This window comes from Gordonia sp. ABKF26 (assembly GCF_041103195.1).
Taxonomy (GTDB): Bacteria; Actinomycetota; Actinomycetes; order Mycobacteriales; family Mycobacteriaceae; genus Gordonia; species Gordonia terrae.
Genome location: NZ_JBGCVZ010000003.1, coordinates 2521415 through 2534719 on the forward strand (window position 1 = coordinate 2521415; position 13305 = coordinate 2534719).

Annotated in this window: 10 protein-coding genes; 4 read left to right on the forward strand and 6 right to left on the reverse strand. The window is 66.9% G+C overall.

Going from position 1 to position 13305, the window contains the following annotated elements:
* Positions 1–72: 72 nt before the first annotated feature.
* The 4 genes from fadD5 (at position 73) to AB4Z55_RS11815 (ending at position 4527) form a co-directional block, all read left to right on the forward strand.
* The gene (gene fadD5, locus AB4Z55_RS11800) at positions 73–1677 is read left to right on the forward strand and encodes a fatty-acid--CoA ligase FadD5 (RefSeq protein WP_369519760.1); all 1605 of its coding nucleotides are present in this window, start codon (positions 73–75) and stop codon (positions 1675–1677) included.
* Between the two features lie 230 nt (positions 1678–1907).
* The gene (locus AB4Z55_RS11805; RefSeq protein ID WP_004022989.1) at positions 1908–3038 is read left to right on the forward strand and encodes an NDMA-dependent alcohol dehydrogenase; all 1131 of its coding nucleotides are present in this window, start codon (positions 1908–1910) and stop codon (positions 3036–3038) included.
* A gap of 23 nt (positions 3039–3061) precedes the next feature.
* Positions 3062–3880 carry a serine hydrolase domain-containing protein gene (locus AB4Z55_RS11810; RefSeq protein WP_369519761.1) on the forward strand — a complete coding sequence of 273 codons (819 nt, stop codon included), beginning with the start codon at positions 3062–3064 and terminating at the stop codon, positions 3878–3880.
* A gap of 128 nt (positions 3881–4008) precedes the next feature.
* Positions 4009–4527 (forward strand): DUF3145 domain-containing protein, encoded by a 519-nt coding sequence (locus AB4Z55_RS11815; RefSeq protein WP_004022987.1) that lies wholly within the window; start codon positions 4009–4011, stop codon positions 4525–4527.
* Between the two features lie 109 nt (positions 4528–4636).
* Here AB4Z55_RS11815 and AB4Z55_RS11820 read toward each other — a convergent pair whose 3' ends face one another.
* The 6 genes from AB4Z55_RS11820 to aceE form a co-directional block, all read right to left on the reverse strand.
* Positions 4637–6088: an acyl-CoA carboxylase subunit beta gene (locus tag AB4Z55_RS11820; protein WP_369519762.1), complete on the reverse strand. Its 1452-nt coding sequence runs from the start codon at positions 6086–6088 to the stop codon at positions 4637–4639.
* Positions 6089–6125: 37 nt separating this feature from the next.
* Positions 6126–7394: a KasA/KasB family beta-ketoacyl-ACP synthase gene (locus AB4Z55_RS11825; RefSeq protein ID WP_010841191.1), complete on the reverse strand. Its 1269-nt coding sequence runs from the start codon at positions 7392–7394 to the stop codon at positions 6126–6128.
* A complete protein-coding gene (acpM, locus tag AB4Z55_RS11830) occupies positions 7394–7696 on the reverse strand; it encodes a meromycolate extension acyl carrier protein AcpM (RefSeq protein ID WP_010841190.1) in 303 nt (100 codons plus the stop codon). Before acpM ends, AB4Z55_RS11825 begins: the two co-directional genes overlap by 1 nt.
* A 131-nt stretch (positions 7697–7827) precedes the next feature.
* Entirely contained in the window at positions 7828–8736 is a 909-nt protein-coding gene (locus AB4Z55_RS11835) for an ACP S-malonyltransferase (protein WP_369519763.1), read from the reverse strand.
* Between the two features lie 195 nt (positions 8737–8931).
* Entirely contained in the window at positions 8932–10203 is a 1272-nt protein-coding gene (locus tag AB4Z55_RS11840) for a PucR family transcriptional regulator (RefSeq protein ID WP_369519764.1), read from the reverse strand.
* A gap of 77 nt (positions 10204–10280) precedes the next feature.
* Positions 10281–13175, reverse strand: a complete 2895-nt coding sequence (gene aceE / locus AB4Z55_RS11845; RefSeq protein ID WP_369521003.1) for a pyruvate dehydrogenase (acetyl-transferring), homodimeric type — start codon at positions 13173–13175, stop codon at positions 10281–10283.
* Positions 13176–13305 lie beyond the last annotated feature (130 nt).

The window sequence follows — 13305 nt, forward strand, 5'->3', positions numbered from 1 at the left end:
GTCGCACCGGACGCACTGCACCACAACCGTTCCCGACCCCACCATCAGAAAGACAACGAGGAGACCGATCGTATGACCGCGACCGTCGACACCTTCAGCGACCTGGCCACCGAGCCACTGCGCTCGCGCCGCAACCACTGGAACAACCAGATCCGCCGGCACGCCTTCATGACCCCGGACAAGCCGGCCCTGAAGTTCTTGGGCAACGTCACCACCTGGAAGGAGCTCGACGAGCGCAGCCGGGCCTTCGCCGCCGCACTGAGCCGACGCGGTGTGCAGTTCGGCGATCGCGTCCTGATCGTCCTGCTCAATCGCTCGGAGTACGTCGAAGCGGTCCTCGGCGCCAACCTGATCGGCGCCATCCCGGTGCCGGTGAACATCCGGATGAGCCCGGCCGAGGTCGCCTTCCTCGTCGACGACAGCGGTGCCAAGGTGATCGTCACCGAGACCCTGCTGGCACCGCTGGCCGACGCCGCGGCCGCCTCCACCGGCGCGATCGAGCACACCATCGTGGTCGGTGGGTCGGACAAGGAGAACCACCTCGACTACGAGTCGCTCGTTGCCGAGGACGCCTCGGATCTCGAGGAGATCGACGTTCCCGAGGAGACCGTCGCGCTGATCATGTACACCTCGGGCACGACCGGAAAGCCCAAGGGCGCCATGCTCACCCACACGAACATGCAGGCGCAGGCCGTCACCTGTCTGCAGGCTCTGCAGACGCGGTCCGACGACATCGGCTCCTGCGTCGCGCCCATGTTCCACATCGCCGGCCTCGGCGCGATGGCGCCGCTGTTCTACATGGGTGCGCTCTCGGTGATCCATCCGCTCGGTGCGTTCGACCCCAACGACATGCTCGACACCATCGAGAAAGAGGGCACCACCTCGATCTTCCTGGTACCCGCGCAGTGGCAGGCCGTCTGCGCCGCGCAGCAGGCCAAACCGCGCGACCTCAATCTCCGGGTGATCAGCTGGGGTGCCGCCCCGGCGTCGGACACCGTCCTGAATGCGATGAACGAGACCTTCCCCGACGCCCTGAACGTCGCCGTCTTCGGGCAGAGCGAGATGTCGCCCATCACCTGTGTGCTCGAGGGCAAGGACGCCCTGCGCAAGATCGGCTCCATCGGCAAGGTCGTCCCCGCGGTCACCGCGCGCATCGTCGATCCCGAGGGGAACGACGTCGCGCAGGGTGAGGTCGGCGAGATCGTCTACCGGGGCCCGAACATGATGAAGGGGTACTGGCAGAACGAGCAGGGCACGGCGGATGCGTTCGCGGGTGGCTGGTTCCACTCCGGCGACCTGGTCCGCGCGGACGAGGAGGGCTTCCTCTATGTCGTCGACCGCGCCAAGGACATGATCATCTCCGGTGGCGAGAACATCTACTGCGCCGAGGTGGAGAACGCGCTTTTCGGTCACCCGAGCATCACCGAGGCGGCGATCATCGGTCGCGCACACGAGAAGTGGGGCGAGGTGCCCGTCGCGGTCGTCGTTCTCGCCGAAGGTGTGGAGGATCTGACCCTCGCCGACCTCGAGCCGTACCTCAACGAGAACCTCGCGCGCTTCAAGCACCCGAAGGACCTCGTCATCGTCGACGAACTGCCGCGCAACGCCGGTGGCAAGGTCGTCAAGCCGACTCTTCGCAAGAGCTACGGCAGCAAGGACGCCGGCCTGGCCGACTGACGCGTCTTCCCGACGGCAACAACCCTCCGACCTGGGCGCGAGCACTCGCGCCCAGGTCGTTGTGTGCTGGTCGGTGCGCGACGCGTCGGGCATTTACGGGAGCAAGAAACACCCACTAGAACACGTTCCAATTTTGTGGTTGAGTGACTACTGTCACGTCATGGCGGCAACCGTCGGAGTGAGTAGGTCCTCCCGGTGTGAGACCCGCCGGGTTCGAACGGAGGAGTTCAGTGAAGACAAAAGGTGCGCTGCTGCGGGAGCACAACAAGCCGTGGGCGATCGAAGAGATCGAGATCGGCGATCCCAAGGCCCACGAGATCAAGATCAAGATGGAAGCCGCGGGCATGTGCCACTCCGATCATCACCTGATGACCGGTGGCATCCCGATGGCCGGGTTCCCGATCCTGGGTGGCCACGAGGGTGCCGGCGTCGTCGCCGAAATCGGCGAGGGGGTCACCGACTTCGAGGTCGGCGACCACGTCGTGCTGTCGTTCATCCCGTCGTGCGGCAAGTGTCCGTCGTGTCAGTCGGGCATGGCCAACCTGTGCGACTTCGGCGCCATGCTGCTGCAGGGCGAAGCCGTCTCGGACAACACCTTCCGCATCCACACCGCGGACGGCGAGAACGTCTACCCGATGACGCTGCTCGGTACGTTCTCGCCCTACATGGTGGTGCACGAGGCGTCGGCGGTGAAGATCGACAAGGACATCCCGTTCGAGGTCGCCGCACTGTGTGGGTGCGGCATCCCCACCGGTTACGGCTCGTCGACCCGCAGCGGCGACGTCCGGCCGGGTGAAGATGTCGCCATCGTCGGTGTCGGCGGCGTCGGTACCGCGGCGCTCCAGGGCGCGGTGATCTCCGGCGCACGCAACCTGTTCGCGATCGACCCGGTCGAGTGGAAGCGCGAGCAGGCGCTCAAGTTCGGGGCCACGGCGGCGTTCGCGTCGGTCGAGGAGGCCGCCATGGCCATCGCGGAGACCACGCACGGCGGCATGTGCCAGAAGGTGATCGTCACCGTCGGCGAGGTCCACGGCAAGGATGTCGACCTGTGGATGGGGATCACCGCCAAGGGTGGCACCTGTGTGCTGACGGGTATGGGCAACATGCTCGAGAGCGACGTGAACCTCAACCTCGCGATGCTGACCCTGCTGCAGAAGAACCTGCAGGGGTCCATCTTCGGTGGTGCCAACCCGAAGCTCGACATCCCGCAGCTGCTGTCGATGTACAAGATCGGGAAGCTCAACATCGCCGACATGATCACCCGGCAGTACCGCCTGGACCAGATCAACGAGGGTTACCAGGACATGTTGGACGGCAAGAACATCCGCGGTGTCATCCGCTACACCGAAGAGGACTGGTGAGCACCCGGGTAACGTGACCCGATGTGTCTGTCCTTGATTCTCTGACGGAATGGCCCGTCGACCACGTGTCGGCGGCGATCATCACCCGCGACGGGGTCGCCGAGCAGTTCGGCGACCCCGCTCGTGTCTTCGAACTCGCCTCGGTCACCAAGCCGCTCGCCGCCTACGCCGTTCTCGTGGCGGTGGAGGAGGGCGCCGTCGAGCTCGACGATCCCGTCGGCCCGCCCGGGTCCACGCTCGCCCATCTCCTGTCACACGCCTCCGGTCTCGCCTACGACACCCATGAGGTCCAGGCGCCGGCAGGGGAGCAGCGGATCTACTCGAGTTCGGGCTTCGAGGTCGCCGCAGACGCGGTGGCCGAGGCCACCGGCATACAGTTCGACCGATACCTCTCGGAAGCCGTGTGCGCGCCGCTGGGGATGTCGTCGACGACTCTGCAGGGCTCGGCCGGGCACGCGGCCCGGTCGAGCGTCGCGGATCTGAGCGCATTCGCCGGGGAGCTCATGAACGCCCGTCTGCTGGCGCCGGAGACGTTCTCGGCCGTGACGTCGGTGCAGTTTCCCGGGCTCGACGGTTTCGTACCGGGCTACGGCAAGCATCGCCCCAACGACTGGGGTATCGGCTTCGAGATCCGTTCGGAGAAGTCGCCGCACTGGACCGGGACGAGAAATTCTCCGCGCACGTTCGGGCACTTCGGACAGGCCGGGACGTTTCTCTGGGTGGACCCGGCGCTCGACGCGGCGTGCGTGGTGTTGACCGATCGGGCCTTCGGGGCGTGGGCCAAGCCGCTGTGGAGCGAGTTCAACGATCGTGTCGTTGATGAACTCTCGTCACAGAACTGAATTTTTCTCGCACCAGAAACTAGCGCAACACGTGCATCATGGGGCACAATCGAGCTTACGAATGTGATATCCGCTGTCGCGAGGTGTGTTGGGGAAGACGTTCCTCGTCGACAACGGAGGTGAACAAGGTGCGCAATCTGAATCAGTTTGCGGACATGACAACAGGAGTGGTGTACATCCACTCGGCGCCGGTGGCGCTGTGCCCGCATGTGGAGTGGGCTCTGTCGTCGACCCTGAATGCGCGCGCCAACCTGAAATGGTCGGCACAGGATGCCGAGCCGGGCATGCAGCGCGCCACTGTCGACTGGGCAGGGCCGGTCGGCACCGCGGCACGTCTGGTGACGGCTCTGCGTGAGTGGTCGGCGCTTCGCTTCGAGGTGACCGAGAACGCGAGCGAGGGCGTCGACGGCGAACGGTTCTGCTACGTCCCGGGTCTCGGCCTCTGGCGGGGCTCCACGAGCGCCAACGGTGACGTCATCATCGGCGAGAACCAGTTGCGCTCGATGATCGAATCACAGCCTGACAGCGCCGGTCTCGCCGGCGAGCTCGAAGGCGCACTCGGAACCGCATGGGACAACGCGCTGGAGCAGTACCGCATGGGCGGCGCGGGCGCCGAGGTGACCTGGCTGCAGCAGCGGGTGGGGTGACCCTTCGAGACGCTTCCTCCGCAGGCTCCGGAAGCTCCTCAGGGAGCGGAATAAAGAAGTGCCCCGGTCCTCGTGGACCGGGGCACTTCTCGTCGTCTGCGAAGATGCGTCAGAGGGGGATGTTCTTGTGGCGTCCGCGACGTGCGGGTGCGGCCGCGAGCGCTTCGGCGATGATGCTGCGTGTCTGCGCCGGGTCGATGATCTCGTCGACGACGCCGATGGACTGGGCCCGGCCGACACCGCCGGCGATCGCCTCGTGCTCGGCGGCGAGACGATCGTGCAGAGCCTCACGCTCGTCGTCGGGTGCCGCCGCGAGCGCCTTCTTGTGCAGGATGCCCACCGCGGCCTTGGCGCCCATCACGGCGACCTCCGAACCCGGCCAGGCGAAGACCGCGGTGGCGCCGAGCGCTCGCGAGTTCATCGCGATGTAGGCGCCGCCGTAGATCTTTCGGGTCACCAGCGTGACGCGGGGGACCGAGGCCTCGGCGAACGCATGCAGCAGCTTCGCGCCGCGCCGGACGACGCCGTTCCACTCCTGGCCGACGCCGGGAAGGTAGCCCGGTACATCGGTGATGACGATGAGCGGGATTCCGAAGGCGTCACAGAGGCGGACGAAACGCGATGCCTTCTCCGCACTCTCGGAGTTGAGGCAACCGCCCATCCGCAGCGGGTTGTTCGCGATGACACCGACGCTGCGTCCGGACAGCCGACCGAAGCCGACGACGATGTTCGGCGCCCACTTCGCTTGCAGCTCTTCGAAACTCGAGATCTCCGTCTCGCCGTCGGCGGCAACACCGGAGTCGAGCAGCTGCTCGACGACGGGGTGGACGTCGTAGGCGCGACGATTCGACTCGGGCAGCAGGGCCTTGAGGTCGGTGTCGCCGGCCCGGGCGTGATCGCGGTCGAAGTGTCCCTGCTGGGTGAACGTCGACACGAGACGCCGCGCCCGCCACAGCGCATCGGGCTCGGAGTCGGCGACGATGTGGCAGACGCCGGACTTCTTGCCGTGTGTGGTCGGGCCGCCCAGCGACTCCATGTCGACTTCTTCGCCGGTGACGCTCTTGACGACATCCGGCCCGGTCACGAAGACCCGGCCGGCCGGCGCCATGATCACGACGTCGGTCAGCGCCGGGCCGTAGGCCGCGCCGCCGGCCGCGAACCCGACGACGACCGAGATCTGCGGGATGTAGCCGGAGGCGCGCACCATCGCCTCGAAGACCTGGCCGACCGCGTGCAACGCCTCGACACCCTCGGCGAGGCGAGCGCCACCCGAGTGCCAGATGCCGATGACCGGCGCCTGCTCGGTGATGGCGGTGTCGATGGCGTTGACGATGTGCGCACACCCCACGACACCCATGGCGCCACCCATCACGGTGCCGTCGGTGCAGTAGGAGACCGTCCGGACCCCGTGGACCAGACCGACGGCGGCCTGGACGCCCGACTTGTCGCGTGGATGGAGCAGCGACATCGTGCCTTCGTCGAAGAAGTTGGTGAGCCGCAACAGGGGGTCGCGGGGATCGGCGGCTTCTTCGCGGCCGGCAACGGGAGCCAAGGTCGTCATCGATGTCTCCTGGGTGTCGGGGGTGTGGCGGGAGTGCTCAGTAGCGACCGAAGGCGAGCGCCACGTTGTGCCCACCGAAACCGAACGAGTTGTTGATCGCGTACTCGATCTGCCCGTAGCGGGGCTCACCGTGCACGACGTCGATGTCGCATTCCGGGTCCAGATTCTCGAGGTTGAGGGTCGGCGGGATGACGCCTTCCTCGACACTCTTGATGGTCAGGACCGACTCGAGCGCCCCGACGGCACCGATGGAGTGTCCGAGCGCGGACTTCGGTGCGTACACCGCCGCGTGCTGGCCGATGGCGGCGAGAATGCCCGCGGCCTCGGCGGTGTCGCCGATGGGGGTCGACGTGGCGTGCGCGTTGATGTGGGTGATGTCGGAGCGCTGCAGACCGGCGGTCTGCAGGGCCCGGGTCATCGCCCGCGCGTTGCCCTGTCCACTGGGGTCGGGGGCGACGAGGTGGAATCCGTCGGAGGTGATGCCGGAGCCGAGGAGGCGGGCGTGGATGTGCGCGCCGCGTGCCCGTGCATGATCCTCACGCTCGAGGATCAGCATCGCCGAGCCCTCGCCGAAGACGAACCCGTCGCGGTCCTTGTCGAACGGCCGCGAGGCGGCCGCGGGATCGTCGTTGCGCGTGCTCATCGCACGCATCATCGAGAAGGCGGCGATCGGCACCGCGTCGATGTGACCCTCGACGCCGCCGGTGACGACCATGTCGGCGTCACCCATGACGATGTGGCGCCAGGCGTGTGCGATGGCCTCGGCGCCCGATGAACAGGCCGAGACCGGGGTGATCACGCCGGCGCGGGCGCCGACGTTGAGTCCCGCGACGGCCGCCGGTCCGTTCGGCATCGCCATCGAGACGGCGAGCGGGGACACCTTGCGGTAGTTCCCGGTGGTCTCCATGGCCTGGACCGCGTCGACCATCGCGTCGGCGCCGCCCTGACCGGTACCGATCACGACGGCCAGGCGGTCCTTGTCGACGTCGGGTTCGCCGGCCTGGGCCCAGAGGCGCTTGCTCATGACGTGCGCGATGCGCTCGACGTAGGCCATCCGCCGGGACTCGACGCGCGTGACCTCCTCGGCGGGATCCTGGAGGAGACGACCACCGATGCGCACCGGGAGGTTGTACTTGGTGATGAAGTCGTCGGTCAGCTCACGGATTCCCGATTCGCCGGCCAGCAGGTTCTTCCAGGTCGAGTCGAGGTCCCCGCCCAGCGAGGTGGTGGCCACCATGGAGGTGACCACCACACTCGGGAAGTTCCCACCCAGCGTGGAGTACTCGCGGAGGGAAGAGGGAGTCATCAGTTCTCGTCTGCCTCGACCTGCGCCTTGATGGCTGCAGCGGCCTCGGGGTTCTCGTTCTCGAGCTTCTGGATGTAGGCGACGGCGTCGCCGACGGTGCGGAGGCCGGCGAGATCCTCGTCCGGGATCTTCACGCCGTACTTGTCCTCGGTCTGGACCGCGATCTCGACCATGGACAGCGAATCGATGTCGAGGTCGTCGACGAACGACTTCTCGAGGGTCACCTCGGACGGCTCGATGCCGGTGACTTCTTCGATGATCTCCGCGATGCCGGCAATGAGTTGTTCCTGGGTGGCAGCCACTGTGGCGTTCCCTTTCCTTAGCTTCGTTGACTTGATGGTTCCGGAGCGCATGACGGACAGGAGAGTCCGCGCGCTTGGACACGCCGGCTCGAACAGCCGGCGTTCCGGGGGTCGCGGACTACCCGCGACCGCTATCCAAGTTCGGTGATCTTCGTGATGTCGCCGGGCTCCTTGAGCGCCAGCGCGGGAGTGCCCTTGAGTTCGCGCTTGGCGATACCCACCAGCGTCCCCGCCGGGGGCAGTTCCACCACGGCGTCGGCCGAGTGGTCCCGCAGGTACGCCGAGCAGAGATCCCAGCGGACCGGCCTGGTCACCTGTCCCACCAGTTTTGTCAGCGCGTCGGCGCCGTCCGTTACAGGCTGACCGTCGGAGTTCGACAGCAGCGTGCGGACGGGGTCGGACGGGGTGATCTGTGCCGCGGCAGCGGCGACGGCCTCCTGGGCCGGAGCCATGAAGTGCGTGTGGAACGCGCCGGCGACGGCGAGCTTGCGGATGCGAGCCTTCTCCGGCGGCGACGCGATGAGTTCGTCGATCTGGGCGACCGCGCCGGCGGCGACGATCTGACCCGCCGCGTTGCGGTTGGCGGGGACGAGGTCGAGTTCGTCGAGGCGCGCGAGTACCGCGGCCTCGTCGCCACCGAGAACGGCAGCCATGGTCGTGGGCTCGAGCGCGCAGGCCTTGGCCATCTCGGCACCGCGGATCGCGGCGAGCGTGACCGCTTCGTCGGCGGAGATCACACCGGTGATGGCCGCGGCGGCCAGTTCACCCACCGAGTGTCCGGCCACGACGGCGTCGGTAGGCAGCTCGCCGTTCTTGCGGACCTCATCGTAGGCCAGCAGCGCCGCGACCACGACGAGCGGCTGGGTCACCGCGGTGTCGGTGATGTCCTCCGCGGTGGCGGTGGTGCCGAGCCCTTCGAGGTCCAGCTGGATGAGCTTGGACCAGGTGGCGAGCTGGTCACGCGCGCCCGGCAGTTCGAGCCAGGGCACGAGCATTCCGGGTGTCTGTGAGCCCTGTCCGGGGGCAAGCATCGAAAGCACGTGACCAGAGAACACCCTTTGCCCGTGGGATGTGGGTGTGGAGAAGCATGAACCTTGTCGCCGCCTTTTGTGGGGTTCCCACAAAGGTGACCTACAGGTCACCTGGTTCGTCACCAGTCCGAGATTTGTTACCGAACCGTGTTCTTAAGGCTTCTATCAGCACAAACGGTGAATCGGACATGAAACCGGTGTGACTCATGTGGCTGATGCATGCGATTTGTGCCGGAAGTGTGTCAGTCGACCCACCGTCGACGCGACCCTCAGAACGTAGGCGTCGCGAGGGTTAGTTGGGTCACGTCCTGTGATTTCTGAAATTTTCTTCAACCGGTAGCGGACCGTATTTGGATGTATGTACAGAATCCGAGCGCACGATTCCACCGAGCCGCCGGAGTCGAGGTAGGCATCGAGCGTCGTCGTCAACGTCGAGCCGCCCTCGGCCAGCGGTAGGACGAGGGATTCCACCAAAGCGGTCATCGCTGACTCGTCGCCGTTGAGCGCGCGTTCGGGGAGCAGTTCGAGACTGTGGACCGGGCGCGGGGCGTTCGGCCAGCCCGCGACCGCCTCTATTCCGGCCATCGCCTCGGTCGCACTCGTGTGCGCACTGCCGAGGTTCGGCATCGTCGGTCCGATGACGACCGGGGCATCGGCGAAGTGGGACAGCAGCGCGCCGACGAACTTCTCGGTCGGACGGGCCGGACCGCTCACGATGGCCACCAGTACCGAACCCTGCACCACCGAGAGGGCCGACCGGTCGAAGGACTTGGCCGTGTTGTGGATCGCCAGCGGCACCGAGACGTTCTGTTCCGGCGGCGGGGTCCCGACGATGACGGTGGCGGGTGCATCCGATTCCCAGTTGAGCGCTGCTGCGCGGGACAGCAACTGGGCGCCGGTGTCCCCGCGGACGACCGCGTCCACGACCAGGGCCTCGAGCCGGGAATCCCATGCACCCCGCGACTCCGCGGCCGAAGCGTAGATGGATGCCGCGGCGAAGCCGATCTCCCGTCCGTACCGCAGCACCGACTCGGTGAGCGCGCGGAGCTGGGCATCGTTGCGGGCCAGGAGCGGGAGCCACTTCTCGAAGAACTCCATCGCCACGCGGACCATCTCGACGGTCTGCAGGAGGGTGATCCGGCGGGCGAGATCCTGGGGAACCACCTGGAAGGCCTGGACCGTGAACTTCACGTTGCCCTCGGGGTCCTGAATCCACTCGACGAAGTTCACCACCGCGGTCTGTACGACGAGCTGCACGCTCGCGCGCTGTGCGGCGTCGAGATCGGAGAAGTACGGCAGCTGGTCCTGCATGGAATGGACCGCCTCGGTGGCCAGGCGGCCGCTGTACTGCTTGACCCGCCGCAGCAGCGTGTCGGGGAGCGCGTCGTGCACGGTGGCGGGGGCCGGTACATGGGCACCCCGCTCACCGAACACGTCCGCGGGTGGTGACTTCCTGTTCACGCGGGCATCGGACACGACCTCAATCTAGACCTTCGGGTCGGGAGGAGTCCCCGGCCGTGGGCGAGACGAGGCCGCGTCCGTCGACGCGACGCTCAGGCGACGCCCGGATCGCTGGTCTGCTCGGGCGCGGCCGAGACGTCGTCGATCCGGTACTTGTCGGCGGCCTGCTTGGCGACCGACATCTCGATGTTGCCGTCCCGGGCGAGCGCGACGAGCACGGCGACCACGATCGACTCGGCGTCGACGTTGAAGAACCGGCGTGCCGCCGGACGGGTGTCGGAGAACCCGAAGCCGTCCGTGCCGAGCGTGAGGTAGGTGCCCGGGAGGTAGGCCCGGATCTGCTCCTGGACGCCACGCATGTAGTCGCTCACTCCGACGAACGGGCCGGCGGCGTCGGCGAGCAACTCGGTCAGGTAGGCCGGGGCCGGTTCGGCCCCCGGATCGCGCACCGCCTCGCGGTCGGCGCGGATGCCGTCGCGGGCGAGTTCGCTCCACGAGGTGACCGAGTAGACGTCGGCGCCGACGTTCCATTCCTCCGCGAGCATGTCTGCGGCGCGCAGCGCGTCGGGCATGGTCACGCCGGAGACGAGGATGTTGGCCGGATGCTGCTTGCCCTCGGGAGCCTTCTGGAACCGGTACGCGCCCTTGACGATGCCGGCCGGGTCGAGCCCCTCGGGCTTGGCCGGCTGACTGATCGGCTCGTTGTAGACGGTCAGGTAGTAGAAGACGTTCTCCGGGTCGTCGCCGTACATGCGCTCGATGCCGCGCTCGACGATGTGGCCGAGCTCGTAGGCGAAGGCCGGGTCGTAGGCGACGACCGCGGGGTTCGTGGCGGCCAGCAACGGGGAGTGCCCGTCGGCGTGCTGGAGCCCCTCGCCGGTCAGTGTGGTGCGTCCCGCGGTCGCGCCGATGACGAAGCCGCGCGCCATCTGGTCCGCGGCCGCCCAGAAGCTGTCGCCGGTGCGCTGGAAACCGAACATCGAATAGAAGATGTACAGCGGGATCATCGGCTCGTCGTGGGTCGAGTACGACGTGCCGACCGCGGCGAAGCTGGCCGCCGACCCGGCCTCGTTGATGCCCTCGTGGAGGATCTGGCCCTCCGAGCTCTCCTTGTAGGCGAGCATCAGTTCGGCATCGACCGAGGTGTAGAGCTGCCCGTTGCGGTTGTAGATCTTGAGGGTCGGGAACCACGAGTCCATCCCGAACGTGCGCGCCTCGTCGGGGATGATCGGGACGATGCGCTTGCCGATCTCCTTGTCGCGCAACAGATCCTTGAAGACACGTACGAGCGCCATGGTGGTGGCGACCTGCTGCTTGCCCGAGCCCTTCGCGGTGGCCTTCAGCGCCGAACTCATGTCCGCCTTCAGGACTTTGGACTTCGTGCGCCGGCTCGGCAGGAAGCCGCCGAGGGTCTTGCGCCGGTCGAGCATGTACTGGAGTTCCGGCGAGTCCTTGCCGGGGTTGTAGTACGGCGGCAGGTACGGGTCCTTCTCGAGCTGCTCGTCGGTGATCGGGATCCGCGTGCTGTCGCGGAAGGCCTTCAGGTCGTCGAGCGTCAGCTTCTTCATCTGGTGCGTCGCGTTGCGACCCTCGAAGTGCTTGCCCAGCGTGTAGCCCTTGATGGTGTGGGCGAGGATGACCGTCGGCTGTCCCTTGTGGGTCATCGCCGAGGCGTAGGCGGCATGGATCTTGCGGTAGTCGTGACCGCCGCGCTTGAGGTTCCAGATGTCGGCGTCGGAGAGATCCTTGACGAGTTCCTTCGTACGCGGGTCGCGGTTGAAGAAGTGTTCGCGGACGAACGCGCCGTCGTTGGCCTTGTAGGTCTGGAAGTCGCCGTCGGGTGTGGTGTTCATCAGATTGACCAGAGCGCCGTCGCGGTCGGCGTGCAGCAGCGAGTCCCACTCACGGCCCCAGATGACCTTGATGACGTTCCATCCGGCGCCGCGGAAGAAGGACTCGAGTTCCTGGATGATCTTGCCGTTGCCGCGCACCGGGCCGTCGAGACGCTGCAGGTTGCAGTTGATGACGAAGGTCAGGTTGTCGAGACCCTCGGTGGCCGCGAAGCTGGCGAAGCCGCGCGACTCGGGCTCGTCCATCTCGCCGTCGCCGAGGAAGGCCCACACATGCTGGTCGGAGGTGTCCTTGATCCCGCGGTCGTGCAGGTAGTGGTTGAAGCGCGCCTGGTAGACGGCGTTCATCGGGCCGAGACCCATGGAGACGGTGGGGAATTCCCAGAAATCGGGCATCAGGCGCGGATGCGGATACGACGGCAGGCCGCCGCCCTCGCCGGCGTGGCTGTGCTCCTGGCGGAAGCCGTCCATCCGGGCCTCGTCGATCCGGCCCTCGAGGTAGGCGCGGGCGTAGATGCCCGGTGAGGCGTGGCCCTGGATGAAGATGTGGTCGCCGCCGCCGGAGTGGTCCTTGCCGCGGAAGAAGTGGTTGAAGCCGACCTCGTAGAGCGACGCCGACGAGGCATAGGTGGAGATGTGGCCGCCCACACCGACACCCGGCCGCTGGGCGCGATGCACCATGATCGCGGCGTTCCACCGGATCATCTGACGGAAGCGGCGTTCGACGTCCTCGTCGCCGGGGAACCAGGGCTCGGCCTCGGTGGGGATGGTGTTGACGTAGTCGGTGGAGGTGAGTGCGGGGATCGACACGCGCTTCTCGCCGGCCCGCTCGAGAAGTCGCAGCATCAGGTACCGAGCGCGACCGGGTCCCGCGGCATCGAGGAGGGCGTCGAACGAGTCGAGCCATTCGTCGGTCTCGTCTGGGTCGATGTCGGGCAGATAGGACGCGACTCCTTCGCGGATGACCCGGACTCGTTGTCCGGCGGCGCGTCCGTTCGAGCGGGGTCCGGTGTTCCCGGCTTGTTCGCTCGGCGAGACGTCCTGTGTCGCATGGTCCATCTGGTTGGTCACGGTGATGCCTACTCCCTCTGACAGGCCGGACTCGGGGTGGTGGTCCGACTGCATGGCGTCGGGCACCGCGCTCCGATGTTGTGCGGTGCCTCCCTTCATCGTGCCCCATGTGGGGTGGCTTGGCACCGGGTGGATCCTTGTCGGGTGTCGCGATCGCCGGGATGCGGTAGCGTCCAGAAACGGTTACTGACCAGTA

Bases quoted from the DNA above. Each gene is read 5' to 3' on its own strand.
- AB4Z55_RS11825 (WP_010841191.1), bottom strand. From the start codon at position 7,394: ATGACTCCCTCTTCCCTCCGCGAGTACTCCACGCTGGGTGGGAACTTC.
- AB4Z55_RS11820 (WP_369519762.1), bottom strand. From the start codon at position 6,088: ATGACGACCTTGGCTCCCGTTGCCGGCCGCGAAGAAGCCGCCGATCCC.
- fadD5 (WP_369519760.1), top strand. From the start codon at position 73: ATGACCGCGACCGTCGACACCTTCAGCGACCTGGCCACCGAGCCACTG.